Raw genomic sequence first — 26,764 nt, forward strand, 5'->3', positions numbered from 1 at the left:
TTCAAAGTTACTGAAATTTCAGTCATTGAAATCGAAAGAATTCTGCTGAAAAAAGGCCATCGTTACCGCACCGGTAACGATGGCCTTTTGTGTTGATGATTTTGGACACCTCGGGCCGTCAACCGAGTCAACCTGTCAACCAATGTAAAAAAAACAGCCACTACCAAGATCCCGCGGATTTTGTGCCCCGTGTCATTCAGAAACGCTCAGGGTACCCGGCGACCTCCCAACATCTGTGCAACTGCACTGGTGAACTGTGTGTTCACCCGGTTCACCTGTTCACTAAGCTGGGTACCTGTCCGCTAACAAAGTCCCGCGGGTTTCCGACCCCGTATATGTCTCTTATCCTCAGGGGCCCCCTGCTCCCGCTGGAATTTCTCCGCTGGTGGAACTTATTGCTGATGGGGGGTGGGGTAGGCATGGGAAAAAGCGTGTAGCTGGTGTTACAGGTGTAGCATGATCAACCAACCTGTTGATTTTATTGAATAAATTTCGCGTTACACGGGCTGATATCTTCGAAGGTATGAGGTGTAGCACCTACGAAAGGTGTAACGTTTCGGTCGTTCTGCTGAATCAAACAGGTCGTACTGTCCGGCGGACAGATCGGTTCATCTAAGACCATTAGAGCCATAGCAGACATTGATCCTGCTTGGTTACCTCGCTCCACGATGGGGCGACCAATTCGGCTTAAAGTAATCGGAATTGATCGTCCATATGGTTTGGACTATCAAGATGTGTTGCTGATACCTACTTCTGAACGTAATACCTGAGAATACTCAGCTCTACTAATCCGACCTCGTCATAAAGTGGCAGAGGCACCCTCCAGATAAGCGTGCAGTTGCGACAAGAACCGGCAGTGATCCTTGATTTTAGTCAACTCAGCCATCAGTAGGTCGATCTGAAAAACCATCAGCTTCGCCTTGCCCCCTTCCAGCGTAATACCATCGCGTCTTTTTGCATCAGGCGCGCTTTTCGAGAGGGCAACCAAATGCTTCCCATTTGAGTGCCGTTTAACGACCCAGTGGGAGAATGTGTTTCGGAACACTCTGTGAATCTCAAGCGCCTCCACCGCGGTGATGATGCCTGTCTTGTCAATATTCAGGGTGGTTCCACGAGCTTCTATTTTTGTGTGGATCAAGACGTCAGCATCATTCAGCGAATATGCCGAATTGGTTGAAGCACCAAGCCGACGGTCTTGAAGCATGGCGATGAGCCCACGGCACAATACGTCTGCCATGCAGTACATTTGGATAAGCTCGCCGATTAGGGCGAAATCCTTTTTATCTATGCCCAATAGGAGTCGTGACAACTCAGGAGTGCCTTCCGCCGCCTCCAGCTGGCGAATAATCTTGTGAGTCTCTTCTTCGGCTGATCCGATCATCGAGCTTTTAGCTTCCATGTTGTCGACCTCACGATGTCTAAGTTAGCGGGTGGCTAGGGCTGCGGATGCGCAAAATTCTTACGGACTCAGGTGTTTCGACCGCCAGCTCACTTCAACAGAATCTCTCTGTTACTCTAAATTACGATACTGATCCGATCCATTCTTAATGACTCTATTAAATATCTATCAAGGTGTAAATTTTTTATAGGCTTAGGTGTTTAAAACATAATTGGCAATTATGGCCGAGTTTATGGTATGTAGAATCCATTAAACAGCTCTCGGAGGGAATCGAATGCAATTTGTCATCAATGGGCCAGAGATCCCAAGCGAATTACTCCAAGCTCATGAAGAAGGGCGAGTAGTTTTTTTCTGCGGTGCAGGTATCTCTTATCCAGCAGACCTGCCTGGTTTTGATGGGCTGGTAACTAAAATATACGAAAATACAGGAACATCATTTTCGGATATAGAAAAACTTGCTTTCCAAAAAAAGCAGTTTGATGCCACTTTAGATTTACTAGAGCGGCGTCTCCCCGGACAGCGATTGGCTTTAAGAGAGGCTTTGGCGCAGTCTCTGAAGCCAAATCTTCGCCTTAGAGGAGCGACCCGGACTCATGAGGCTCTGCTGCGACTGGCGAGAAACCGTCAAGGTGTTTTGCGGCTTGTTACTACAAACTTCGATAGGATTTTTGATGCAGCAGGCAAAAGAAGCAACCAGAAATTCATTGAGCATTCGGCACCAATGTTGCCAATTCCAAAATCAAGTCGTTGGGACGGACTTGTTTATCTACATGGAGTCCTACCTAAACGAGCCGATACAGCTGCCTTAAATAGGCTAGTGGTCACCAGCGGTGATTTCGGACTTGCCTATTTGACCGAGCGATGGGCTGCACGCTTTGTTAGTGAACTTTTTCGAAACTATGTAGTGTGTTTTGTAGGTTACAGTATTAACGACCCGGTATTGCGATACATGATGGATGCGCTTGCGGCGGATCGAATGTTGGGTGAAGCGACTCCCACCGCGTGGGCGTTCGCAGACTACAATCCCGGTAGGGAAAATGAAAAGACCATTGAATGGGAATCCAAGGGTGTTTCCCCAATACTTTACGAGGTGCCCACCGATTCATTCGATCATTCAGCACTACACGAAACGTTACATGCTTGGGGTAATACTTACCGAGATGGTGTGACAGGCAAGGAACGAATAATAGTTAGTCACGCTCTCGCACGACCTTCCGCAAGCACTCGTGAAGATAATTTTGTAGGTCGGATGCTTTGGGCGCTATCAGATATGTCGGGATTGCCAGCTCGACAGTTCGCAGAATTCAATCCCGTACCTTCTCTTGATTGGCTTCTGGATGCATATTCTCCAGCGAATTTCAAATATAAAGACCTTAAGCAATTTGGAGTATCTCCTAATGATAAGCCTGACGAAAAGCTAAAATTTAGTATTGTCGCTCGCCCGACTCCTTATACACTTGCGCCATTAATGACTTTCGCGACTGGTGGGTCTGAAAGTTTGCGGCTTGATCCTGTCATGTTTCAGCTAGGAAGATGGCTGGTCAGGCACTTAGATGATCCTGTTTTAGTGATTTGGATTGCTCAGCAAGGTGGGCAGCTGCACTCCCAAATGGTTAGTCTAGTTGAAGATCAGCTAGGCCTGATTGCACGCCTTGAACGTGAAAGGAAAATGGTTGAGCTGGATGAGATCCGTAGCGGTGCGCCGAAAGCCATACCTCGTCCTGTCATGCGTGTTTTGTGGCGTTTAATCCTAGGCGGCTGGGTGAAGGGATCACAACACCAGCTAGATCTATATTTATGGGTTGACCGCTTAAAGCGCGATGGGCTAACTGCAACAGCACGGATCGAACTCAGAAAATTGCTTGCTCCTCGCTTGGCAATACGAAAATCATGGCGATGGGATTCGGAAGAGGATCTTGAGTTGAATTCCGAGGAAGTTCGCCTAACAGATTTGGTTAGTTGTGAAGTGGTTCTAGTTAGCGATCATGTTCAATCAACGCTTGGTGATCTGGCTAGTGAGCAATGGATGACAAGCTTGCCGCTTTTGTTTTATGACCTTCAACAAAATCTTCGCGATACGTTGGATTTATATTCTGAGTTGGGAGAGGCCAGTGAGCAATACGATCGATCACATTGGGATATGCCTTCGATCACTCCTCATTGGCAGAATCGAAATCACCATGAATGGACTGTAGTTATAGAACTGTTGCGGGACTCCTGGATTGCGGTAAGTAATGCTGATAAGTCGGCTGCTGCAAAGCTTGCTCTACTATGGTTTGAGTTACCATATCCCACGTTTAAACGCTTAGCTCTCTTTGCCGCAAGTAACAGTACAGCAATTCCCCCAAGCGTATGGATAAGCTGGTTGAGTAGAGATGAGGGGTACTGGTTGTGGAGCGAGCAGACTAAGCGCGAGTCTCTTAGGCTTTTGGTGCTGCAAGCTAAACAGCTTAATCGATCCGAGAGAACAATTCTGGAAAATATTATTTTATCCGGTCCGCCTCGCTTAATGTTTAGAAGTGAGTTAAGCGCTGTTAGCTGGGGTGAGGTAGTTGATGAGTGCGTCTGGCTATATCTTTCTAAGCTTAAAGAATCAGGTTTGGCTTTGAGCAAGGTTGCAAAAAAACGACTAAATGATCTTTGTTCCGCTAATGTGGAATGGAGGATAGCACCGCATGAGCGGGACGAGTTTTCTCATTGGATGAGTGGAACTGGAGATCCAGACTATGAGTTCAGTAGGGAAGTAGACATAGCTCCGGTTAAGCGTAAAGAGCTAGTAATTTGGTTGAGACAAAAACCTGCCGCAGACCGTACCCGTGGCGAAGATACTTGGCGTGAGGTATGTAGTAAACATCTTCTTAATGCATTATTTTCGCTGGAAGATTTGGCTGCGGAAGATTTCTGGCCTGTTCAACGATGGCGAGAGGCTTTTCAAGTCTGGAGTGAAGGCCGGAAAGTATCAAGGTCTTGGCATCATGGTGCCGTTTTAGTTTCTCGTATGCCTGGCAATATCTTAAAAGAAGTTGCGATACCGTTGTGTCGATGGCTAGACGCCGTTTCTAAAACAAACATCCGGGATGACCGGGTATTAATAGTTCTGTGTAATCGCCTGATAGAGATATTTAATACTTCGGAAGCAAACAAAGACCAAGCCGAAGGGCATAACCACGAATCGGTCGTCGAGGCCATTAATAATCCACTGGGAAATGTCGCGCAAATTATCATAAACATTTGGTTTAAGCGTCAGCCTGGAGATAATGACAATCTGCCGCTCGACCTTTTGCCAATATTTAGTGAACTTTGCAATCCCAAAAGTCATCAATGCCGCCATGCCAGGGTTATCTTGGCGGCTAATCTAATCGCTCTTTTCCGAGTCGATCGTTCTTGGACTGAAATCTACCTTATCCCGTTTCTAGATTGGGAACGTTACCCAGATGAAGCAAAAGGTACATGGGAGGGGTTTCTATGGTCGCCACGTCTTCATCAAAATTTATTAATAGCAATCAAGCCATATTTTCTCGACACGGCGAAACACTACAGCTCTCTAGAGTCACATGCTCAGCAATTTGCGATATTTTTAACTTATGCCGCACTCGGGCCGATAGAGGGATACACAAAAACAGAATTTCGATCTGCTATAGCAGAACTACCTGTTTCTGGACTTGAACAGTCCGCCCAAGCATTGTATCAAGCGCTAGAGGGAGCGGGTAATCAGCGAGAGGACTATTGGAAGAACAGAATCCAGCCCTTTTGGCAGGGGATTTGGCCAAAATCAAGGGACTTAGCAACTTTAGCTATAGCTGGATCACTTGCGCGAATGAGCTTGGCTGCGGGGACGGAGTTCCCGGCAGCATTGGCGGCCGTACGGGATTGGTTACGTCCTTTGCCTCACGCACACTACTTGATAAAGAAGCTTTCGGAGTCGGGGCTTTGCTCAACATTCCCAGACTCTGCCTTGAGCATTTTGGGGTTAGTGATCGATAGTGAATCTTGGCCTCCATTGGAATTAGGCGCTTGCTTGGATCAAATTGTAAACTCCGATGAATCATTACGCTCAGACCAGTGTTATCGACGCTTACATGAAATCTTTCGCCGCCAAAGGGGATGATTTCTGATACTCATCGACGCCTGAATCCGGAACTCGGTGGGATACTTTTTGATTATTCGCGAATGGCCGTTAGCGGTCACTTGCGAATATCGCGTATGGCCGAAAGCGGCTCTCAAATTTGGCTGTGAAAAACTCATGATTGTTCAGCTCTTTCGTCACTCCTGCTCAGGGATGTCCGATGATTTTGTGGGCTGGAGGCCAGCAGCAAAAAGGGCCCCGACTGGGCCCTTTTTCAGGTGAAGCTGTTTTTACTTCTTCAGCCATCCCTCGACGACGTCAGCGCCATGCTTTCCTTTCCACTCTTTTAAAGCTTTGTGGTTCCCACCTTTGGTTTCGATCACTTCACCGGTATTCGGGTTTTTATAGACCTTGAGTTCGCGTGGTTTGCGTGTGCTGGTGGCCGGAGCCGCAGATTGGCGCCGCGCATTCGTTTGCGGATCAAGCAGGTTAATGATGTGCTTCAAGCTGAAACCATAGTGTTCAAGCAGCTTACGCAGCTTCGTTTCGAACTCGATTTCTTTCTTAAGTCCGTCATCACCTTTCAGTGCTTCCAGTGCCTGGAGCTGCTCGGCGAGGTGTTTTTCGAGCTGACGGTATTCTGCGAGTTTGGACATGTTGTTTCCCTTGTTAGTGAGGTGATGCTTGCTCATTTGGATAGTAACGATGGTTTCAAGTTCAGCACTATTTACGGCGACTCAGTTGGCTTTCAATATGCGCCATTTCCGATTTAATCGCGTTGATAGTCAGCGTTTGTATCGGACTGGTTTTGCCCGGCCCTGCGTTGATGGTCTTCAGCAGCGCATTGAGATGAGCCTTTCGAGTTTTGAGCGTGTCAGACCAACTGGCACTGTTCTGTATCGGTTTGTTCATTACGTTCATCCTTGCGTTGTTCCAGATTGCTCATATCTTCGGGCTGCTGCTGCTGCTGCACCGGCAGGCTGTCGACCTGGATTAAGTCCCGCGCGCGGTATTGGCGTGAGCGACCTGACAGCTCTTCCCACGTCCACTTCCCAAAGTTTTCACCTTGTTCAGGAACGGCAAGCTTCATCAGCCCGATCTGGTCTCGGCCAAGCAGGTTGTAACTCGCCCATAGCTTTCCGCCCACCTCGAACAACGCTTTAGCGGCCTCATTCCATTTCTCTTCGAGTACCGTGTGCGAAAGCAACAGAGCGGTGCGCTCAATGTCTTTATGCTTTACCTGTGCTTCTGAGATGTATTTATCTACGGTGAGCAACTCCTGCTCCAACGCGGCTATGATCAAGAGTTGCCGACGGTTATGTTCGGCGGCGGTTGTCAGGTTCTTCGCGGCCTTTTGTGCATCGGCGTTGGCAGTCTTCTCGCCTTCGGTGTCACCCCACGCAACGGCCTGCGCGTACGCAGTGGCAGCGTCCGTTTCGGCCTGACGGGCTTTGGCCATATCCTCTACCGCCTGTTGTTGGATCTGTTCCAGGCGGGTACTCAGGCTGTTGCGCTTTTCGTGAAGCTCCAGCTCATCAGCCTTCCAGTTATTCATAGCCTCGATGTAACCCGCCATCAGGGAATCGCAATTGGCGAGGTTTTCTCGGCGATTGATTCGCCGGTCCAACAGATCGGCATTGAGATTGCGCGAGTCGAATTTGCCTTTCAATTCGTTGTACTTGTCCCGCAGTTCGCGCTTGCGATCCGGTTCGATGGCGTCGTCGCTTTCCAGCACCGTTTCGAGTGGCAGCATTTCGGCATGCAGCATTTCAGCCTCGTTGCGCAATTGGTCGCGTTGGTCTTTCAGGTCTTGAAGCTCGTTCATCTGTTTAGTCTCTGTTCAATTCGATTGGGGGTTGGTTGAGTGGCTGGCGAGGCCGGGAATAAGCCGGCGCTACCTCAATCAGCAGAGATGCCCTCAGGCAGCCCGAGCCTCGCTCTCATCCATTCCCGGAATCGTCTTCACGACGTAGCAGCGTTGCGTGCCTAGACCGGGCAACCGGATCGAACTGGATGCCTTGCCATCACCTCCCGGCTCAAGAACGCCGCGCTGTAGCAGCTCCTTGTTCACGGCGTTGATGTTCATGCCCCGGAAGATCTCCGAGCGCCATGCTTCGGGCAACACGTAATAGGTGTTGGTGGTGTGCAACGAGTCGCCCAAGCCGTGCTCCAGCGTTTTGCGAAAACCGAGACGGTCGATGGTGCGCGGGCCGTGTTCGTCGATCTTTGCCGCTGCCGATTCCCAGCGGGTGAACCTGCTTTCGCCGAAGCGCTCGATGACCTGGCGCAGCCGCGCCAAGATCGCATCGCCCTCGAAGTTACCGGCACCGCCACGCTCATTCATCCATGCGTTCAGGCACACGCGAGCGGCGGTGGTGGCTGTCCCGTCCGGCCAGCCGGTGATCCCCATCGCGGTGGCCAGCTCACCCGCTGCGGCCGCGAGGCCGAAGCGAGCGGCTGCACGGTGTGCCTGTCCGCTGGCCGAGGCCGGTAGCGACTGGGTGATAAACCCTTCAAGCGTGCGGCGCAGGATGGCGGACCAACCGTGGCGCTTGCCCGGTTCGCACAGCGCCGTGAGAAAGGCGGTAAGCGGTGTGCCGTAATACTTCGCTACCCGAGCCTTGAGCGCGTCGGCGAGTGCCGCCGCATCTTCAAAGCCGTTGAGCGTGTCGAACATGCCGAGGCCTTTGCTCGCATCGGCCGGGACCGCGAGCATGCGCACCTCCATACCCGCTTTCAGCTCCTTGTTGGCTTCTGCCATGTGCTGGGCCAGTGTCTTCTCGCCAGTGGAGAGAAACAACAAACGCCACTCTTGTACCTGTCGGCCTGCTTGGCCTCGGTCATTGGCGCGTGCCTTGCCGGTGCCGTTACCGAGCATGTAAACCGTCTCGCCGATGATGCGTGGATCGCACATGCCGATTTCATCCAACACCAAAAGGCCGTCGGAATGCGCGGCTGCGATGGATTCCAGCGCGTTGTCGGTGGAGCGCCACGAACGCACCAGACGCGGGCCGCCGTAGATCGAGGCGGCAACTTGCAGGTGCGTGGTCTTGCCGCCGGAGCTGTCGCCGTACAAGTGAAAGCCACCGGATTCATGGCCCAGCATGTGCAGCAGCGGGCCAGCAAAGGCCACGCCGACGACGAACGCCAAGCGATGATTGCCAACGCACAGTGCGCCTATCTGCTCTTGCCATTGCTCGAGCGTACCCGCTTCGCTGATCGGCGGAAGCTGAGAGCCGGCTTCGTAGAAGTGCAGGTGTTCGCTGTGTGCGCCGACCTGCTGCTCGGGCAGAAGAAAGGCGCTTTCGTGCCAACCCAAACGCGTGACCAGTCGTGCCCGTTGCGCGCTGTCGAAGCCGCCGAGGTAACTTTGCAGGTCGTTGCGTGCATTGCGTCCGGACCGACTACCGGCCAGACGCAGCCCCATGTCTACCAATGGTCCAAGTACGTCCTTGCCGAAGTCGCCTGTCATGGTGCGCGCCGGAATGTTCCAGCGTTTTTTGGCGCCGTCGGGATCGTCGAACTCGACCAGCAGGCCCCAGTTCTGGCCTTTGTCGTCGCGAGTGCGGGCAAGGATTTCCAGAGGCGAACACACTGGCCGCGCTTCGCCGTCGTCACCCGCATAAAAGACCCCTTCGGACGTGAGGCGAAAACCACCGGGCATCAGGTCATTCTTTGGTTTCGCTGGACGCTTAGCTGGTGCTTTTGCCTTCGGTTCCGGATTAGCCTTGGCCTGCTCAGGCTCCGACTTTTCCACAACCAAACCGAACAGTTCACCGCTGATTTCCAGCTTGGTGAAGTGGGGCGCTGTCCAGCCTTTGGCAAGGGCATCGGCGGCATCGTCACCGTCGTCCCATTGACCACCTTTGGCGAAGTCAGCGGCGCCGTTCTTCAGCGTGGGCTTGCGCTTGAACACCTCCAGCGCGATGACTCGCACCGACGCGGCGCCGATCTTGCGCAGCTTGTCGGCAACGGTTTCCATGCAGGCTGTGCCGCTGACGTCATTGTCTGGCCACAACAACACGTCGCGACCTTTGAGCGGTGTCAGGTCGGCTTTGTGCCAGGAGTTGGAGCCGTTCGGCCAGCAGGTGGCCACGTGGTCCGGCATTAGTTCTGCGGCGGCATCGGCAGCTTTCTCGCCTTCGCACAGAACCACCGGTGCGTCAGCGCGTTGAACGAGCTCATCAAGGCGCAGCAGTGGTCGTGGATCGGGCAGACCCTGCCAGCGCCACTGGGTGGTTTGTCCATCGGCGCGCTGACACCATGTCAGGGGTGCAAAGACCTTCTTCGGTTTGCCGTCCTCGTCAGGGGCGAGGTCGAAGCGGTAGAGCGCCATAAGAGGCTGGCCGTGTGCATCACGGTAGATCCACACCTTGGACGGCGCGCCGTGCTGCCGATGCTTGGCCGGGCACTTGTTCATGGCCTCGGCTGGGATCGGCGAAATGGCAATCCACTCAGGCGCTTTTGCCTTGGCAGGGGCTGGCTTCGCGTTGGCGGCGCCGGGTGAAACGTTCAGCAGGTCTGCCAGTTTATTGCAGGCTTCGACGTCAGTGCCGCCGTCCAGATAGCGCACCAGATCGATCAGGTCACCGCCTTTATCACCGGTAGCGAAGTCGGCCCATGTGCCCTTGCTTAAATTGATCTTGAGCGAACCTGCGCGCTTATCGCTGCGGGTCGGATTCGGGGCGGTGTATTCCTTGCCGCCATCGACGCGCTTGCCGTTGGGCAGCCAGTGCGACAGGACACGATCAATGTCTTTCAGTGCGGCGGCTTTCACGTCGGCGAAGCTCGGACGTTTTGTGTTGCTGTTCGGGCGCTGGCTCATGTGTCAGCCCTCGGCAGAAACAGTGCGTCGTTGATGTCATCGATCAGGGCTTTGGCCATCTCGCCAAGGTACAGAGCAGGCCAGCTGAAGCGCTCACCGCTGTCGCTCATGGCGGCGTCGAAGTTGAGCTGGTTAGCGTGATGCTGCAGGAGGGAAACCATCTCCAGTGCATCCTCGACCGGTACTCCGGCATTGACCCGGAACAACTTCAAGTCGGTGGCGTTCACGCGAGTAAAGGTGGCGTGCCCCAGCGTGGTGGAGGTGGTCATAGCGCACCGCCTTTCTGCGCGGCCGGAACGGAGGTGTTGTCGCCGTGCAAGGTGAGGGTCTTGATCAGGCCGAGGGTGCCGCGCACGTCCCAGAGGACAGCGGCGATCACATGATTGGCGAGGCGCGAGGACTCTCCGTCGAAGTGATCTTCAAGCAACGTCAGCACCGAGTCGGCACGATCAATGGCGCAAGTGATAGCGTCAATCGGCACTCCGGCGCTTGCTGCGGGATTAACGCAAAGCAGGTCTTCCGGCAGGGCACAACTCAGAGTGTTGTTCATCGGGCACCGCCTGCGGTTTCGAGTGCGCGGGCTTTGGCCATGTGAGCGTTGTAACGGGAGAGACGTGTAGCGAGGCTGGAGTTGGCGTGTAAAGCGGCGAGAGCCATTGCACGGTGTGCAGCGGCGCGATTTTTGAACGGATTGAGGGCGTGCATCTGGCGAAGCTCCTATTGTTGAGGAGCTGCCACGTTCGTTACCAAGCGAATGGGTGGCAGCTGTGCGCAGGTTGGTAAACCGGGACAATAGGAACCCGGCAGACCCGAAGGTCTCCCACGCACAGCCGCCATAAAACGAAATTGCGGGCGTAAAAAAAGCGCCTGCAAAAGAGATATGGGCGCTGTTGCGCCTATTGTTCAACGGGTTACCAAGCCCGGTCGCTGAGTTTGCAGCGACGGCCGAAGAGTAACGTCCGTTTTTGGAAAGTGCAACTGCGTTGATGACTTGCGGTTTTTTCAAGTGCGGCATAAATTGTTTGTGCATGTAGATTGACCTCAACGCCTCCGGATCGCCCCCGGAGGCGTTTTCATTTCAGGCATGGGCTTCCCAGCGCAGGCAAAGGAGGGGGAGGAAGCCACCGCTGAGCATCGAGCAAGCGTCTTCGTAGGCCTGCGTTTGCTGGCCCTCATCGACAATCACGGTTCCGATTTTTTCGCAGTGCAGGGAGAGGGCGCACCAGGTGCCGTCGGCCCAGCTCAATACGCTGACCACGCGACCTTGCTTGTCCTGTTGGCTGCGGTAACGCTCGAGGCGCTGCATGAGGCGGGGCGAAAAACCAATCTGGCGCAGCACCGAAAACGGATGCATCAAAGCGTTATCAGCGATCTTCCGGTTCATGCTGCCTCCTGCGCGAAGGCAAACAGCGGCGGCGGTGTTTCGCCTTTGAGCCAAGCCAAGATCTTGCTGTCTTCGGCGCAACGTCGGCGGTATTCGACGGCCATCACATCGCGACGTTGTGCCAGGCACTCATCCACGTACTCGGTTAGATCCGAGGTCAAGCGCATGCTTTTGTGAAGGTTCTCGGTAGCGGTCTTTTCCACGGCGAGATCCTCATCCGTGATGCGCTGCCATACCGCCGGATCGTTCGCGTACCCGGCCGATTGATCCACCAGCCAGTAGGTGACCCAGTCGTTCATGCCTCGCGTTTTCAGTGAAGCGAGACGGCTATGGCTCATCGCGAAATAACCGGTGCCATGGACGCTCGAAAATTGTCTGCGCACCGCATTTTTGCGGATCAGTTCGGGCAATTCCCAAGGATTGGCTTTGAGTGGGAGAACGAGGCCGTCAGGGCTGAAAAAGAACGCTTCTTGCTCTTCGCCGTTCCAGCTCACGCCCGCGATAGTGCGGTGTCGCCAGTTGATTGCACCAGGTTGGTAGAGGCAGAATCCGATGCTGTAGGAGTCGAGAAATGGCCCTTTGAATGGGCTGTAGTTGCGCTTCATGCGGCCACCTGATCACGCGCTTCAATACGGCTTTTGACCCAGCTCTGCACTTCAGAAAATACCCAGGCAACCGGTGCGCCACGTGCGTTGCTGTTGCTCAGTTTGACCGGTCGTGGAAAACCACTTTCAGGGCACTGCATCAACTTGTAGAGAGTCGAGCGCTTGAGTCCCGTAGCGATCTCAAGACGCGGCATTCTGATGAGGGTGGTGGTGGGGTCAAACGGAGTGGCTAAGTCGGGTACGGCGCAAGCGGAGTCGAAAGGACTGGCAAGATTCGAGAAGGTTGGAGCGGTGAATTGGGCGATGTTCTTTGTCATTGGTATTGCTCTCGATTGGTTTGGACTGACGAGAGCAATGGTCTAGCGATTGAGCGGCGGTGAGCAGTTCACTTCCATTTGAAATTTCAGGTTTACACCACGAAGTTGCGCTTGAGAATCGCCTCTACGCTTTTGCGCGACAACGCCTTTTCAGTTTCAAGGGCGATCCACTCTGGGCGCTGTGCGGGTGGTTTTGCGACCTCCGTTCTCAGCCATGAAAGCACCTTCGTGGTGATGTCCCTCTTTGACATACCGCTCGCCGAGTAGTGGTGGCCCTGTTTAGTGATTGCCGCGTCGCGTGCACTCATTTCTTGAGCGCGCTCTATCCCGCTGACGATGCCGCCTTTCGTGCGAATGACGGTCTTGATCGCCCGATCAGCGACGGGAGTCAGCTCATCATCGATTAGGCAGGGCAGTGACGTAATCGGTTGCAGATAAAGTGCATATTGATCGAGCGCCTCAATGCGCTCTTCGGGATCAATCTGGGTCTCCACAAAATTGCAGTAGAAATCCCACGGCCAGTCGGTCGGAAGCTTCGACACATATGACCAGATCTTCTGATCGGCTTCGCGCATCCAATCGGCCAAGACTCCGAGTGCCTTCACAGCGCAGGCCATGATGTAGGCCGCGTGCGCCTCTCGCTCTGAAGCGGCGTAACAGTTGCTGTATTGGCGAACCCAGTGTGCAAGGCGCGCTTTGTGGTCGGTAGAGGCGTACTGGAAAATGGTTTCTTCATGCACGGTAGTCTTGATGCACATGCTGCTGAGATCGCTATCGATGCCGCCAGTCTGGATACGCAGACAGCACTGATCGATCAAATAACACACGTCAGTAAGTTGTTCGCGGCACAGTGCGTAAAGCGATTGATCTGACAGGTAGCCCCTGAGGCCAGACGTTAATGCTGAGTGAGCAATGATCTGATCATGAGTCATTGTCCAGCATCTCCAGGAACGTGCAACGCTTGATCCCGCGCCCTATGTTTTGCAAGCGTAACCAGCGAAAGCCCCTTTTCAGGCGAGCGCTGGAGGTCGGCCCGCAGCGGACGAGGGATTGTTCTGGCGTTACACGTTTGGGTTGCGTTACACCGGGTGCAGGGGCGACCGCTCATTCGTGTAACTGACGTGAAAGCCAATGAATTCAGGCGTTTCGTATAGGTCGTTACACGCGTAACACCTGTAACACCGCTTTTGGAGGGGGTACGGATGTACGCGCTCATACCACCTCATCAAGGGGGGCGTGAGTGACATTCCGAGCAGCCAACTGATCTAGGTAATCCGCATACCATTGCATCATCTTCACTCTGTGATCGAGATATTGAGCCTTGTTGTAGATCCCAGAGATTCCCTCTTCTTTGTGAGCTAGCTGCGCTTCTACGTGCTCTTTTGGCCACCCGTGTTCCCTCAGCAAAGTACTAGCGGTGTGGCGAGTTCCATGGCCGACCAAGCGACCTTTATAGCCAACCGTCGCAAAGACTTTGTTAATGGTGTTTTCACTGATTGTCGGGTTCTTGGCTCCGACGCCGGGAAACAACCACCGACCGCGCCCTGTTAGACATTGGAGTTCTTTTAGAGCGGATAGCGCCTGCTTAGGAAGTGGGCACACGAAATCCCTGCGCATCTTCATTTTGGCGGCCGGTGTCGTCCAGATGGCTTTATCAAGGTCGAACTCTTTCCATTCGGCCAAGCGGACCATTCCCGGTCTCGATGCCGTCCATATGCAGAGCCATGCTGCGGTTCGGGCTGTTAGTCTGCTGGGTGTATGTTTTAGCGCGATCAGAAAGTCGCCAAGTTCAGGTTCCAGCAAATGAGGATGCTGTTGGGTTTTCGGTGCTTGAGCGGCGATATCGCGAAGTCGGCTTCCCGGGTCGTTCTCGGTCAAGCCTAATCCAATAGCTCGACCGAAGATTTGATTAATCCAGGTGCGACACTTTTCCGCAACGTTGTGAGCGTCTCTCGCTTCTATGGATGCCTGCAGATCTGCGCAATCTGTCCGGGTGATTTCGTCGAGAGGTTTGTCCCCGAGCGCTGGGAGAATGTCCTTGTCGAGGTATGTGCGAATCTTATTTAGGGTGGACGGGGCCAGGCCCTTTTCTTCTTTCGCTTTTAGCCAAGCGTCGGCAGCCGCTCGGAAGGTTCGAGTTTTAGCTGCATCGATTGCCGCTTTTGCTGATCGCTTTTGTTCGAGGGGATCAGCGCCACTACTCACTACTTTGCGCAGCTCGGCAGCTTTGTCTCTTGCTAGCGCGCCGCTTACTTCTGGGTAACCCCCCAGCCCCATCCACGCCCAATTACCCGCCGGGCGTTTATAGCGGAGCTGCCAGGATTTGCCTCCATCAGGCTTGACCCTGAAGTAGAGGCCATTTCCATCCAGCTCTCTATATTCCTTTGATTCCGGCTCCAATCCAGCGAGTGTGGTATCTGCGAGAGGCCGACGCTTGATATCTGCGCGCTTCATCCTTGTATCCCAAAGTTCGGTACTTTTCTCAGGATACAAGCAGGGATACAGGGATACAACGGATAAGGATGGACAGGGATAGACAGACAGACACAAAAAAACCGGCCAAGTGGCCGGTTTCTTTGGGTCTGAGAGACTGGTAGAGACTCTCAGATACAGCTATATGGTGCCCCGAGGGAGACTCGAACTCCCACTCCTTTCGAAAACGGATTTTGAATCCGCCGCGTCTACCAATTCCGCCATCAGGGCTCAATGGCGGCGAAGTATAGAGATGAGATTACCGTCGGTCAATCAGGTACATAGAGAATTTTCGATATTTCCGCTAGACTTTCCGGCCCTGCTAGACGAACCCCATCATGCGCGTTGCTGACTTTACTTTCGAGCTCCCTGATTCGCTGATCGCTCGCCACCCTTTGGCCGAGCGTCGCGGTAGTCGCCTGCTGACCCTTGACGGGCCGAGCGGCGCCCTCGCACACCGTCAATTCACTGATTTGCTCGAGCATTTGCACCCGGGCGATTTGATGGTGTTCAACAATACCCGGGTGATTCCGGCGCGGCTGTTCGGGCAGAAAGCGTCCGGCGGCAAGCTGGAAATCCTCGTTGAGCGGGTGCTCGATACGCATCGCGTGCTGGCCCATGTGCGTTCCAGCAAGTCGCCGAAGCCGGGTTCGAAGATCCTGATCGACGGTGGTGGCGAGGCAGAAATGCTCGCGCGTCACGATGCGTTGTTCGAGCTGGGCTTCGCTGAAGAAGTGCTGCCGCTGCTCGACCGCGTCGGGCACATGCCATTGCCTCCTTATATAGACCGCCCGGACGAAGGCTCGGATCGCGAGCGTTATCAGACCGTGTACGCCGAGAAACTCGGTGCGGTGGCGGCGCCGACGGCGGGGCTGCATTTTGATCAGTCGCTGATGGAAGCGATTGCGGACAAGGGCGTCGAGACCACATTCGTTACGCTGCATGTGGGCGCGGGGACGTTCCAGCCGGTGCGCGTCGAGAAGCTTGAAGATCACCACATGCACACCGAGTGGCTGGAAGTCGGCCAGGACGTGGTCGATGCGGTCGCAGCGTGCCGTGCGCGCGGTGGTCGAGTAATTGCCGTAGGCACCACCAGCGTGCGTTCGCTGGAAAGTGCCGCGCGTGATGGCGTGCTCAAGCCGTTCAGTGGCGACACCGATATCTTTATCTTCCCGGGCCGGCCGTTCCATGTGGTCGACGCCCTGGTGACCAATTTCCATTTGCCGGAATCGACGCTGTTGATGCTGGTTTCGGCATTTGCCGGTTATCCGGAAACCATGGCCGCCTACAAGGCTGCCGTCGACAACGGTTACCGCTTTTTCAGCTACGGTGATGCGATGTTCATCACTCGTAATCCCGCACCGACTGCCCCTGAACAAACAGGCCCAGAGGAAACAGAATGAGTCGCGAATGTCGCATGTCCTTTGAACTTCTGGCCACCGATGGCAAGGCCCGGCGTGGTCGCCTGACCTTCCCGCGTGGCACCGTCGAGACCCCGGCGTTCATGCCGGTGGGCACTTACGGCACGGTCAAGGGCATGTTGCCGCGTGACATCGTTGCCACCGGCGCAGAAATCATTCTCGGCAACACCTTCCACCTGTGGCTGCGCCCTGGCACTCAAGTGATCAAGGAACACGGCGACCTGCACGATTTCATGCAGTGGAAAGGCCCGATCCTCACTGACTCCGGTGGTTTCCAGGTGTTCAGCCTCGGCGCGATGCGCAAGATCAAGGAGGAGGGCGTGACCTTCGCCTCTCCGGTCGACGGTGCCAAAGTGTTCATGGGCCCGGAAGAATCGATGCAGGTGCAGCGCGATCTCGGCTCCGACATCGTGATGATCTTCGACGAATGCACGCCGTACCCGGCTGACGAAGACGTCGCTCGCGTATCGATGGAACTGTCGCTGCGCTGGGCGCAGCGCTCGAAAAATGCCCACGGTGAAAACACCGCGGCGCTGTTCGGCATCGTTCAGGGTGGCATGCACCAGGATCTGCGCATGCGCTCGCTCGAAGGCCTCGACAAGATCGGTTTCCATGGCTTGGCCATTGGCGGTCTGTCGGTGGGTGAGCCGAAGCACGAAATGATCAAAGTATTGGATTATCTGCCGGGCATGATGCCGGCTGACAAACCTCGTTACCTTATGGGCGTTGGCAAACCGGAAGATCTGGTTGAGGGTGTGCGCCGCGGTGTGGACATGTTCGATTGCGTGATGCCAACCCGTAATGCCCGCAATGGGCATCTGTTCATTGATACCGGCGTGCTGAAGATCCGTAACGCGTTTCATCGCCATGATGAATCGCCGCTGGATCCGACCTGCGATTGCTATACCTGCCAGAACTTCTCCCGCGCTTATCTGCATCACCTGGACAAGTGCGGCGAAATGCTGGGAAGCATGCTCAATACCATCCATAACTTGCGCCATTATCAGGTGCTGATGGCTGGTTTGCGCGAGGCTATTCAACAGGGTACATTGGCCGCCTTTGTCGATGCCTTCTACGCCAAACGCGGGCTCCCCGTTCCGCCTTTGGACTGAGTTTTCTGACCCCAAGATTCAACATTTGCAACTGGAGTGCTAAATGAGCTTTTTTATCTCTAACGCCATGGCTGACGCGGCTGCACCGGCTGCTGCCGGCCCAATGGGCGGCGGTTTCGAGTGGATTTTCCTGGTCGGCTTCCTGGTCATCTTCTACCTGATGATCTGGCGTCCACAGGCCAAGCGCGCCAAAGAGCAGAAGAACCTGCTGAGCAGCCTGCAAAAAGGTGACGAAGTTGTGACCACTGGCGGCATCGCCGGCAAGATCACCAAAGTGGCCGATGACTTCGTGGTTCTGGAAGTTTCCGACACCGTGGAAATGAAGTTCCAGAAAGGCGCCATCGCCGCCACGCTGCCAAAAGGCACGCTGAAAGCGATCTGAAGCAACAACTTCTACTCAATCGACGGGGCGCGCAAGGCGCCCCGCGTTCATAACGGGCGGCGTGATGCTGAACAAATATCCTCTGTGGAAATACATTCTGATCCTGGCGGTGCTGGCGATCGGTCTGATTTATTCCGCTCCGAATCTATACCCCGATGACCCGGCCATTCAGGTCAGCGGTGCAAGCACTGCGCTGCAAGTCAATCAGGCTGATCTGGATCGTGTGAGCACTGCGCTCAAGGAGTCCGGGATCAACGTCAAGGCAGCCACGCTGGCCGCCAACGGCAAGGGCGGTCTGATCCGTCTGAGCAAGGCTGAAGACCAGTTGCCGGCCAAAGACGTTGTGCGCAAGGCGTTGGGTGATGACTACGTCGTCGCGCTGAACCTGGCACAGACCACCCCGCAATGGCTGCGCAATCTGGGCGCGCACCCGATGAAGCTGGGTCTGGACTTGTCCGGTGGTGTGCACTTCCTGCTGGAAGTGGACATGGACAAAGCCCTCGATGCCCGCCTGAAAGTCTACGAAGGCGACGTCAAGAGCCTGCTGCGTAAAGAGAAGCTGCGCTATCGCAGTCTGCCGCAACTGGGCGGTGCCATTCAGTTGGGCTTCAGCGATGAAGATTCCCGCGAACAGGCCCGTGCACTGATCCGCAAGAACTTCAACGATTTCGACATTGTTCCGGCCGACCTCAACGGTCAACCGGTGCTGCGTCTGGCGATGACCCCGGCGAAGCTGGCGGAAATCCGTGAATACTCCATCAAGCAGAACTTGACCACGGTACGTAACCGCGTCAACGAGCTGGGTGTTGCCGAACCGATCGTTCAGCGTCAGGGCGCCAACCGCATTGTGGTTGAGCTGCCGGGCGTGCAGGACACTGCCGAAGCCAAGCGTATTCTCGGCAAGACGGCCAACCTTGAGTTCCGTCTGGCTGCTGAGCCGGGTGCTTCGAAAGCCACCTCCGAATCCTTTGAATTCCGTGAAGGCAATCGTCCGCCAGCGCAGATCGAGCGTGGCCTGATCATCACCGGTGACCAGGTTACCGATGCCAAGGCTGGTTTTGGCGAGCACGGCACACCAGAAGTGAACATCCGTCTGGATGGTCATGGTGGCGAGCTGATGAGTCGCGCTACTCGTTCGAACGTCGGTCGCAGCATGGCGGTGATCTTCATCGAACAGCGTCCGATCACCACTTACACCAAGCAAGTGGTCGATGGCGTCGAGAAAGACGTTGCGGTGCAAACGTTCAAAGAAGAGAAGAAGATCATCAGCCTGGCGACCATCCAGTCGCCGCTGGGTGCTCAGTTCCGCATCACTGGTCTGAACGGTCAGGGCGAATCGTCCGAACTGGCGCTGCTGCTGCGCGCCGGTGGTCTGGCTGCACCGATGTACTTTGCTGAAGAGCGCACCATCGGCCCGAGCCTGGGTGCTGACAACATCACCAAAGGTATCGATGCGTCGCTGTGGGGCATGCTGTTCGTGTCGCTGTTCATCATCGCCATCTACCGCTTCTTCGGCATCATCGCCACCGTCGCGCTGGCGGTGAACATGGTGTTGCTGCTGGCCTTGATGTCGCTGCTGGGTGCAACACTGACCCTGCCGGGTATCGCCGGTATCGTATTGACCATGGGTATGGCGGTCGACGCCAACGTGCTGATCTTCTCGCGGATTCGTGAAGAGATCGCCGCCGGCATGACCGTGCAGCGTGCAATCAACGAAGGCTTCGGCCGGGCATTCACCGCGATTCTCGACGCCAACCTGACAACGTTGTTGGTCGGCGGGATTCTCTTTGCCATGGGCACCGGCCCGGTCAAAGGTTTCGCAGTGACCATGTCCCTCGGGATCTTTACCTCGATGTTCACGGCCATCATGGTGACCCGCGCAATGGTCAACCTGATCTTTGGCGGACGTGACTTCAAGAAGTTGTGGATTTAAGGGGCTGCCATGTTACGTACAATCAACTTCATGGGCGTTCGCAACTTCGCGTTCGGCGTCACAGTATTCCTCACCTTGCTGGCTATGTTCAGTGTCGCTACCAAGGGCATGAACTGGGGGCTGGACTTCACCGGCGGTACGCTCATCGAGCTGACCTACGAGCGTCCGGCCGACGTTACCAAGGTGCGTGAGCAGCTGGCTACGTCGGGTTACCACGAAGCAATCGTGCAGAGCTTCGGCGCGACTACCGATCTGCTGGTGCGGATGCCAGGTGAAGACCCGCAACTGGGCCATCAGGTCGCGGAAGCGCTGCTGAAGGTCGGCGGCGACAACCCGGCAACGGTCAAGCGTGTCGAGTTCGTCGGCCCGCAGGTCGGTGAAGAGCTGCGCGACCAGGGCGGCCTCGGCATGCTGCTGGCGCTCGGCGGTATCCTGATCTACTTGGCTTTCCGCTTTCAGTGGAAGTTCGCGGTCGGCGCCATTGTTTCGCTGATTCACGACGTGATCGTCACCATCGGCATCCTGTCGTACTTCCAGATCACTTTCGATCTGACCGTACTGGCGGCGGTGCTGGCGATCATCGGTTACTCGCTAAACGACACCATCGTGGTATTCGACCGGGTTCGTGAGAACTTCCGTGTGCTGCGCAAGGCAACGCTGATCGAGAACATCAACATCTCGACCACGCAGACCCTGCTGCGCACCATGGCGACGTCGATCTCCACCTTGCTGGCGATCGCCGCCCTGCTGTTCTTTGGCGGTGACAACCTGTTCGGCTTCTCGATCGCGCTGTTTATCGGTGTTCTGGCGGGTACTTACTCGTCGATCTACATCGCTAACGTGGTGCTGATCTGGCTGAACCTGACCACCGAGGATCTGATTCCTCCGGCCAACACCGAGAAGGAAGTCGACGACCGTCCATAACGGCCATCGTTTTCCCGGCTGTCAGCCCAAGAAAGGCGCGAGTTGAACTCGCGCCTTTTTTTATGCTCCAAGGCTGGGAGAAGCGCGGGCGCGTCCCGCATGTGATGGTCAGGAGGTTCATGTGAACAAGTCGTTGCTGGTTGGTGCGGTATTGGGTGCTGTCGGTGTGACTGCCGGGGGTGCTGTTGCCACCTACAGCCTGGTTAAAAGCGGCCCTGAGTATGCGCAAGTATTGGCCGTTGAACCGGTTAAAACACAGATCAAGACTCCACGTGAAGTGTGCAAGGACGTGACAGTGACTCGTCAGGCACCGGTAAAGGATCAGCATCAGATTGCCGGTACCGTCGTCGGTGCGCTGGCAGGTGGTTTGCTGGGTAATCAGATTGGCGGCGGCACCGGCAAGAAGATTGCCACGGTCGCCGGTGCGGTCGGTGGCGGTTATGCGGGCAACAAGGTGCAGGAAGGCATGCAGGAGCGTGACACCTACACCACCACGCAAACCCGCTGCAACACGGTCAATGACATCAGTGACAAGGTCGTCGGTTACGACGTGCGTTACTCGCTCGATGGCAAGGAAGGCAAGGTGCGGATGGATCGTGATCCGGGCAACCAGATTCCGGTCGACAAGGAAGGCAAGCTGATTCTGTCGCAGAATGAGCCGGCTCAGTAAAGGCCGACTGTTTTAACAAGAAGCACCCTGCGGGGTGCTTTTTTTGTGCCCGCCATTTAAGCAGCACAGCAAATCCCCTGTAGGGGTGAGCCTGCTCGCGATAGCTATTTATCATTCAAAACAGATGGTGACTGGTACACCGCTATCGCGAGCAGGCTCACTCCTACATTGGTCTCGTGGTGTGGCGGGTGACGAATTCCAGGCATAAAAAAAGCACCCCAAAGGATGCTTTTTTCCTTTCGCGTGAAGCTTAGCGCTTCAGCGAAGCCGGCAGGTGCGGCTGGATCGCCGTCAGAACTGCCTTGAAGCATTTGGTGTTGCCGGCAACGATGTGGCCTTTTTCAAGGAAGTCGTGACCGCCGGTGAAGTCGCTCACCAGGCCGCCAGCTTCTTGAATCAGCAGGGCGCCTGCAGCCATGTCCCACTCGGACAGGCCCGATTCCCAGAACGCATCGAAACGACCGGCAGCTACATAAGCCAGGTCCAGGCTGGCGGAACCGGCGCGGCGGATGCCGGCAGTCTGGCCAACCAGAGCGCGGAACATGCCCAGGTAGTTGTCGAGGTTGTCCATCTGGTCGTCACGGAACGGGAAGCCGGTACCCAGCAGGGCGCCGTCGAGGCTGGTGCGACCGCTGACGCGCAGGCGACGACCGTTCAGTTGGGCGCCGCGACCACGGCTGGCGGTGAATTCTTCCTGGCGAACCGGGTCCAGAACCACTGCGTGTTCCAGGCGACCGCGGTATTTGCAGGCGATGCTGACAGCGAAGTGAGGAATGCCGCGCAGGAAGTTGGTGGTGCCGTCCAGTGGATCGATGATCCACAGGTACTCTTCGCCTTCGATGCCGGTACCGGCGTGCAGGCCAGTCTCTTCACCGCGGATGGAGTGGTTCGGGTAAGCCTTGCGCAGCGCGTCGATGATTTTCTGTTCAGCGGCGCGATCGACCTCGGATACATAATCCTTGGCGTCTTTTTCGTCGACCTTGATGGTATCCAGGCGCTCGATGGAGCGGAAGATCAGTTCACTGGCGCTGCGGGCGGCGCGCAGCGCGATATTCAGCATGGGCTGCATGGATGTGTCACCTAAGGTTGTTAAAGAAAGCCGCGCATTCTATCAGAACTTTTCTTCAGGTGAAGGACGCTGTTCGCTTTCATAGCTTAACGGTAGGCTGTTCTGTAAGATTTGCACCCCTTTCCTGTGTCCGAGAGCGCCTCCCTTGCTGCAGAACATTCGTGTTGTCCTGGTCAATACCAGCCACCCCGGCAATATCGGCGGGGCCGCGCGCGCCATGAAAAACATGGGTCTGTCGCGACTGGTGCTGGTCGAACCGCGCCTGTTTCCGCATCACGAGGCCGATGCTCGCGCCTCCGGTGCCGGTGACATCCTTGAAAACGCGCAAGTCGTCGCCACCTTGGAAGACGCCTTGGTCGGCTGCAATCTGGTGCTTGGCACCAGCGCCCGTGACCGGCGTATCCCGTGGCCATTGTTGGATCCGCGCGAGTGCGGCACCAAAGTGGTCGAGGAGGCCGGGCAGGGCGCCGAGATCGCGCTGGTGTTCGGTCGTGAGGATTCCGGCCTGACCAATGACGAGTTGCAGCGATGTCACTTTCACGTGCACATCCCCTCCGACCCGGAGTTCAGTTCGCTGAACCTTGGCGCGGCGGTGCAGGTGTTGAGCTACGAAGTGCGTATGGCCTGGCTGGCCGCACAAGGTCAGCCGAGCAAGATCGAGAAAGAAGAAGTGGCCTCGGTGAAAAGCGCCGAGCTGGCGACCATGGATGAGCTGGAGCGCTTTTATGAGCATCTGGAACAGACGCTGGTCGCCATCGAATTCCTCGATCCGGAAAAACCACGGCACCTGATGGCGCGCCTGCGCCGGTTGTACGGACGCAGCTCGGTCAGTCGGGCGGAAATGAATATTTTGCGTGGCATCCTCACGGAAACCCAGAAAGCGGCCCGTGGTGAGCTTCTTAAGCGGAAGGACTAAATGATGTTTGAGCGTTTGCGTGAAGATATCCAGAGCGTATTCCATCGAGATCCGGCGGCGCGTAACGCTTTTGAAGTCCTGACTTGCTACCCCGGTATGCATGCAATCTGGATTCATCGATTGGCCGGCATGCTCTGGCGCAACGAGCTGAAATGGCTGGCGCGGCTGGTATCAAACTTCGGTCGCTGGTTGACCGGGATCGAAATTCATCCGGGCGCCAAGGTCGGTCGTCGTTTCTTTATCGACCACGGCATGGGCATCGTCATCGGTGAAACCGCTGAGATTGGCGATGACGTGACGATATATCAGGGCGTGACTCTCGGTGGTACCAGCTGGAACAAAGGCAAGCGTCACCCGACGCTGGGTGATGGTGTGGTCGTGGGCGCGGGCGCCAAGGTGCTCGGTCCTTTCACGGTCGGCGCCGGTGCCAAGGTCGGTTCCAATGCCGTGGTGACCAAAGAAGTGCCGCCAGGCGCCACGGTTGTCGGTATTCCTGGGCGAATCATCGTCAAATCCGATGAGGAGCAGGATGCCAAGCGCAAGGCCATGGCCGAGAAGATCGGTTTCGATGCCTACGGCGTCAGTGAAGACATGCCCGACCCGGTGGCGCGCGCCATCGGTCAGTTGCTCGATCACCTGCAGGCGGTGGACGGGCGGCTGGAGGGGATGTGCGGCGCGCTGAAGGATCTGGGCAGCAATTACTGTGCGAAAGATCTGCCTGAGCTGCGTGAAGAAGACTTCGCCTGCGTCAAAGGCAAAGACGAATCCAAAGCCGGCTAGCGCCCCTGTAGGAGCTGCCGAAGGCTGCGATCTTTTGATCTTGTGGAAGGCAAAGTCAAAAGATCGCAGCCTGCGGCAGCTCCTACACAGGCTTACGCCAGTCGGTGTGCCATTAGGCCGCAGACCCTGCTATCATTCGCGCGCTCTTTTGCGGGTAATCCTGACTAAAGTACTAGGTCTTAAAGTTGACTTAAATACTCGGGAATTGCATACTCGCCCCATTCTGAACTCCGTGGTAACTGTCCATGCGACTGACTACAAAAGGCCGATACGCCGTGACCGCCATGCTTGACCTGGCGTTGCACGCGCAGCACGGGCCGGTGTCCCTGGCCGATATCTCCGAGCGCCAAGGCATCTCCCTGTCCTACCTCGAACAGCTGTTCGCCAAGCTGCGCCGCAGTAACCTGGTTTCCAGCGTTCGCGGCCCGGGTGGTGGCTACCAGTTGTCCCGCGACATGCAGGGCATTCAGGTCGCTCAGGTGATCGATGCGGTAAACGAATCGGTCGATGCCACCAAATGCCAAGGCCAAGGCGATTGCCATTCCGGCGACACCTGCCTGACCCATCATCTGTGGTGCGATTTGAGCCTGCAGATTCACGAATTTCTAAGTGGTATCAGCTTGGCTGATCTTGTGACTCGCCGTGAGGTGCAAGAAGTAGCCCAGCGTCAGGACCAGCGTCGTTGCAACAGCAAGGCGCCACGCCTGGACAAGATTGAAGCGTCCGCCGTCGAATGACAGCCAAAGAGCTAGCGGCACGCCAGCCCTGATTTAGGAGATAGTCCATGAAATTGCCGATTTACCTTGATTACTCTGCGACCACCCCGGTTGATCCGCGTGTTGCGCAAAAGATGAGTGAATGCCTGCTGGTCGACGGAAACTTCGGTAACCCGGCGTCCCGTTCCCACGTATTCGGCTGGAAGGCTGAAGAGTCCGTCGAAAACGCCCGTCGTCAGGTGGCCGATCTGGTCAATGCCGACCCGCGCGAAATCGTCTGGACCTCGGGCGCGACCGAATCCGATAACCTGGCAATCAAGGGTGCGGCGCATTTCTACGGTTCCAAGGGCAAGCACCTGATCACCTCCAAGATTGAGCACAAGGCTGTCCTTGACACCATGCGCCAACTTGAGCGTGAAGGTTTCGAGGTCACTTACCTCGAGCCGACCGAAGACGGTCTGATCACCCCGGCCATGATTGAAGCTGCACTGCGCGAAGACACCATCCTGGTCTCCGTGATGCACGTGAACAACGAAATCGGCACCGTCAACGACATCGCCGCTATTGGCGAAATGCTCCGCGCCAAGGGCGTTCTGTTCCACGTCGACGCCGCTCAGTCCACTGGCAAGGTCGACATCGACCTGCAGAAACTGAAAGTCGACATGATGTCGTTCTCCGCTCACAAAACCTACGGCCCTAAAGGCATCGGCGCGCTGTACGTCAGCCGCAAGCCGCGTGTGCGCATCGAAGCGACCATGCACGGCGGCGGTCACGAGCGCGGCATGCGTTCCGGCACTCTGGCGACCCATCAGATCGTCGGCATGGGTGAAGCGTTCCGTGTAGCCAAAGAAGACATGGCTGCCGAAAACGTCCGTATCAAAGCCTTGAGCGACCGTTTTTACAAGCAGGTCGAGCATCTGGAAGAGCTGTACGTCAACGGCAGCCTGACCGCCCGCGTTCCGCACAACCTGAACCTGAGCTTCAACTACGTTGAAGGCGAGTCGCTGATCATGGCGCTCAAGGATCTCGCGGTATCGTCCGGTTCGGCTTGCACCTCGGCGTCGCTGGAGCCTTCGTACGTACTGCGCGCCCTGGGCCGCAACGACGAACTGGCACACAGCTCGATCCGCTTCACCTTCGGGCGTTTCACCACCGAAGAAGAAATCGACTACGCCGCGCAGAAAGTCTGCGAGGCCGTTACCAAGCTGCGCGCTTTGTCGCCGCTGTGGGACATGTACAAAGACGGCGTCGATATCTCGAAAATCGAGTGGGCGGCACACTAAATATAGAAGCCGCCAGATACAGATCCTGTAGCGACGTGGCGGTTTACGCAGCGCAGTTGCAGGGTCTCAAGAGCGGCCCTGATGAGTGAGGATTGAGAATCATGGCTTACAGCGAAAAGGTCATCGACCACTACGAAAACCCGCGCAACGTCGGCAAGATGAACGCGGAAGATCCTGATGTCGGCACCGGCATGGTCGGCGCTCCGGCGTGCGGCGACGTGATGCGTCTGCAAATCAAGGTCAACGACGCTGGCATCATCGAAGATGCCAAGTTCAAGACCTACGGCTGCGGTTCGGCTATCGCTTCCAGCTCCCTCGCCACCGAGTGGATGAAGGGCAAGACCCTGGACGAAGCAGAAACCATCAAGAACACTCAGCTGGCCGAAGAACTGGCCCTGCCGCCAGTGAAAATTCACTGCTCGGTACTGGCTGAAGACGCTATCAAAGCGGCTGTTCGCGATTACAAGCAGAAGAAAGGCTTGATCTGACT

General features: G+C 55.8%; 26 protein-coding genes and 1 tRNA gene. 12 read left to right on the forward strand and 15 right to left on the reverse strand.

The window, feature by feature from the left end; genetic code table 11:
- Positions 1 to 799: 799 nt before the first annotated feature.
- Entirely contained in the window at positions 800 to 1,399 is a 600-nt protein-coding gene (locus ACI514_RS00950; protein WP_405122917.1) for a hypothetical protein, read from the reverse strand.
- Positions 1,400 to 1,673: 274 nt separating this feature from the next.
- Between ACI514_RS00950 and dsr1 the strand changes: the two genes are divergently transcribed.
- Positions 1,674 to 5,507: an anti-phage defense-associated sirtuin Dsr1 gene (gene dsr1, locus ACI514_RS00955; RefSeq protein ID WP_405122918.1), complete on the forward strand. Its 3,834-nt coding sequence runs from the start codon at positions 1,674 to 1,676 to the stop codon at positions 5,505 to 5,507.
- Between the two features lie 248 nt (positions 5,508 to 5,755).
- Here dsr1 and ACI514_RS00960 read toward each other — a convergent pair whose 3' ends face one another.
- From ACI514_RS00960 to ACI514_RS01020, 13 genes are all read right to left on the reverse strand, one after another.
- Complete coding sequence (locus ACI514_RS00960; protein WP_405122919.1) at positions 5,756 to 6,121, reverse strand: histone-like nucleoid-structuring protein, MvaT/MvaU family; 366 nt, start codon at positions 6,119 to 6,121, stop codon at positions 5,756 to 5,758.
- A gap of 67 nt (positions 6,122 to 6,188) precedes the next feature.
- A complete protein-coding gene (locus tag ACI514_RS00965) occupies positions 6,189 to 6,377 on the reverse strand; it encodes a hypothetical protein (protein WP_405122920.1) in 189 nt (62 codons plus the stop codon).
- Entirely contained in the window at positions 6,340 to 7,290 is a 951-nt protein-coding gene (locus ACI514_RS00970; protein WP_405122921.1) for a chromosome segregation protein SMC, read from the reverse strand. Before ACI514_RS00970 ends, ACI514_RS00965 begins: the two co-directional genes overlap by 38 nt.
- Before the next feature lie 93 nt (positions 7,291 to 7,383).
- The gene (locus tag ACI514_RS00975; RefSeq protein WP_405122922.1) at positions 7,384 to 10,290 is read right to left on the reverse strand and encodes a DUF927 domain-containing protein; all 2,907 of its coding nucleotides are present in this window, start codon (positions 10,288 to 10,290) and stop codon (positions 7,384 to 7,386) included.
- Positions 10,287 to 10,559, reverse strand: a complete 273-nt coding sequence (locus ACI514_RS00980) for a DUF3077 domain-containing protein (protein ID WP_210701343.1) — start codon at positions 10,557 to 10,559, stop codon at positions 10,287 to 10,289. The genes ACI514_RS00975 and ACI514_RS00980 overlap by 4 nt, the downstream gene beginning before the upstream one ends.
- Complete coding sequence (locus ACI514_RS00985) at positions 10,556 to 10,840, reverse strand: hypothetical protein (RefSeq protein WP_405122923.1); 285 nt, start codon at positions 10,838 to 10,840, stop codon at positions 10,556 to 10,558. Before ACI514_RS00985 ends, ACI514_RS00980 begins: the two co-directional genes overlap by 4 nt.
- Positions 10,837 to 10,995 carry a hypothetical protein gene (locus ACI514_RS00990; protein ID WP_405122924.1) on the reverse strand — a complete coding sequence of 53 codons (159 nt, stop codon included), beginning with the start codon at positions 10,993 to 10,995 and terminating at the stop codon, positions 10,837 to 10,839. The genes ACI514_RS00985 and ACI514_RS00990 overlap by 4 nt, the downstream gene beginning before the upstream one ends.
- 373 nt (positions 10,996 to 11,368) lie before the next feature.
- The gene (locus tag ACI514_RS00995) at positions 11,369 to 11,674 is read right to left on the reverse strand and encodes a hypothetical protein (protein WP_405122925.1); all 306 of its coding nucleotides are present in this window, start codon (positions 11,672 to 11,674) and stop codon (positions 11,369 to 11,371) included.
- Positions 11,671 to 12,279, reverse strand: coding sequence for a hypothetical protein (locus tag ACI514_RS01000; protein WP_405122926.1), 609 nt, complete (start codon positions 12,277 to 12,279; stop codon positions 11,671 to 11,673). The genes ACI514_RS00995 and ACI514_RS01000 overlap by 4 nt, the downstream gene beginning before the upstream one ends.
- Positions 12,276 to 12,596 carry a helix-turn-helix transcriptional regulator gene (locus tag ACI514_RS01005; protein ID WP_405122927.1) on the reverse strand — a complete coding sequence of 107 codons (321 nt, stop codon included), beginning with the start codon at positions 12,594 to 12,596 and terminating at the stop codon, positions 12,276 to 12,278. Before ACI514_RS01005 ends, ACI514_RS01000 begins: the two co-directional genes overlap by 4 nt.
- 92 nt (positions 12,597 to 12,688) lie before the next feature.
- Positions 12,689 to 13,528 (reverse strand): hypothetical protein, encoded by an 840-nt coding sequence (locus ACI514_RS01010; protein ID WP_405122928.1) that lies wholly within the window; start codon positions 13,526 to 13,528, stop codon positions 12,689 to 12,691.
- Positions 13,529 to 13,808: 280 nt separating this feature from the next.
- On the reverse strand, positions 13,809 to 15,050 hold the full coding sequence (locus ACI514_RS01015; protein WP_282354422.1) for an integrase arm-type DNA-binding domain-containing protein: 1,242 nt from the start codon (positions 15,048 to 15,050) through the stop codon (positions 13,809 to 13,811).
- Positions 15,051 to 15,214: 164 nt separating this feature from the next.
- A tRNA-Leu gene (locus ACI514_RS01020) sits at positions 15,215 to 15,299 on the reverse strand.
- Positions 15,300 to 15,406: 107 nt separating this feature from the next.
- On the opposite strand from ACI514_RS01020, the gene queA reads away from it, so the two are divergent.
- The 6 genes from queA to ACI514_RS01050 all read left to right on the forward strand — a co-directional run bounded on the left by queA (position 15,407) and on the right by ACI514_RS01050 (position 21,510).
- The gene (gene queA / locus ACI514_RS01025; RefSeq protein ID WP_405122929.1) at positions 15,407 to 16,471 is read left to right on the forward strand and encodes a tRNA preQ1(34) S-adenosylmethionine ribosyltransferase-isomerase QueA; all 1,065 of its coding nucleotides are present in this window, start codon (positions 15,407 to 15,409) and stop codon (positions 16,469 to 16,471) included.
- A gap of 14 nt (positions 16,472 to 16,485) precedes the next feature.
- Complete coding sequence (gene tgt, locus ACI514_RS01030; RefSeq protein WP_405124184.1) at positions 16,486 to 17,601, forward strand: tRNA guanosine(34) transglycosylase Tgt; 1,116 nt, start codon at positions 16,486 to 16,488, stop codon at positions 17,599 to 17,601.
- Between the two features lie 43 nt (positions 17,602 to 17,644).
- Complete coding sequence (gene yajC, locus ACI514_RS01035; RefSeq protein WP_007916913.1) at positions 17,645 to 17,983, forward strand: preprotein translocase subunit YajC; 339 nt, start codon at positions 17,645 to 17,647, stop codon at positions 17,981 to 17,983.
- Positions 17,984 to 18,047: 64 nt separating this feature from the next.
- Positions 18,048 to 19,916, forward strand: coding sequence for a protein translocase subunit SecD (gene secD, locus ACI514_RS01040; protein ID WP_160059316.1), 1,869 nt, complete (start codon positions 18,048 to 18,050; stop codon positions 19,914 to 19,916).
- 9 nt (positions 19,917 to 19,925) lie between these two features.
- Positions 19,926 to 20,840 carry a protein translocase subunit SecF gene (gene secF, locus ACI514_RS01045; RefSeq protein ID WP_007916909.1) on the forward strand — a complete coding sequence of 305 codons (915 nt, stop codon included), beginning with the start codon at positions 19,926 to 19,928 and terminating at the stop codon, positions 20,838 to 20,840.
- Positions 20,841 to 20,961: 121 nt separating this feature from the next.
- Positions 20,962 to 21,510 (forward strand): glycine zipper 2TM domain-containing protein, encoded by a 549-nt coding sequence (locus ACI514_RS01050; protein WP_007916907.1) that lies wholly within the window; start codon positions 20,962 to 20,964, stop codon positions 21,508 to 21,510.
- A 250-nt stretch (positions 21,511 to 21,760) separates the two neighbouring features.
- Here the strand turns inward: ACI514_RS01050 and suhB are convergent, their stop codons facing one another.
- Positions 21,761 to 22,579 (reverse strand): inositol-phosphate phosphatase, encoded by an 819-nt coding sequence (gene suhB / locus ACI514_RS01055; protein WP_016984379.1) that lies wholly within the window; start codon positions 22,577 to 22,579, stop codon positions 21,761 to 21,763.
- A gap of 145 nt (positions 22,580 to 22,724) precedes the next feature.
- Between suhB and trmJ the strand changes: the two genes are divergently transcribed.
- From trmJ to iscU, 5 genes are all read left to right on the forward strand, one after another.
- A complete protein-coding gene (trmJ, locus tag ACI514_RS01060) occupies positions 22,725 to 23,495 on the forward strand; it encodes a tRNA (cytosine(32)/uridine(32)-2'-O)-methyltransferase TrmJ (RefSeq protein WP_008084663.1) in 771 nt (256 codons plus the stop codon).
- Positions 23,496 to 23,498: 3 nt separating this feature from the next.
- Positions 23,499 to 24,275, forward strand: a complete 777-nt coding sequence (cysE, locus tag ACI514_RS01065) for a serine O-acetyltransferase (RefSeq protein ID WP_007964422.1) — start codon at positions 23,499 to 23,501, stop codon at positions 24,273 to 24,275.
- Between the two features lie 245 nt (positions 24,276 to 24,520).
- The gene (gene iscR / locus ACI514_RS01070) at positions 24,521 to 25,012 is read left to right on the forward strand and encodes a Fe-S cluster assembly transcriptional regulator IscR (RefSeq protein WP_003227911.1); all 492 of its coding nucleotides are present in this window, start codon (positions 24,521 to 24,523) and stop codon (positions 25,010 to 25,012) included.
- A 47-nt stretch (positions 25,013 to 25,059) separates the two neighbouring features.
- Positions 25,060 to 26,274 (forward strand): IscS subfamily cysteine desulfurase, encoded by a 1,215-nt coding sequence (locus ACI514_RS01075; protein ID WP_034156255.1) that lies wholly within the window; start codon positions 25,060 to 25,062, stop codon positions 26,272 to 26,274.
- Positions 26,275 to 26,375: 101 nt separating this feature from the next.
- A complete protein-coding gene (gene iscU, locus ACI514_RS01080) occupies positions 26,376 to 26,762 on the forward strand; it encodes a Fe-S cluster assembly scaffold IscU (RefSeq protein WP_007916892.1) in 387 nt (128 codons plus the stop codon).
- Positions 26,763 to 26,764 lie beyond the last annotated feature (2 nt).

The sequence above is a fragment of the Pseudomonas sp. M20 genome (genome assembly GCF_045037865.1).
Taxonomy (GTDB): domain Bacteria; phylum Pseudomonadota; class Gammaproteobacteria; order Pseudomonadales; family Pseudomonadaceae; genus Aquipseudomonas.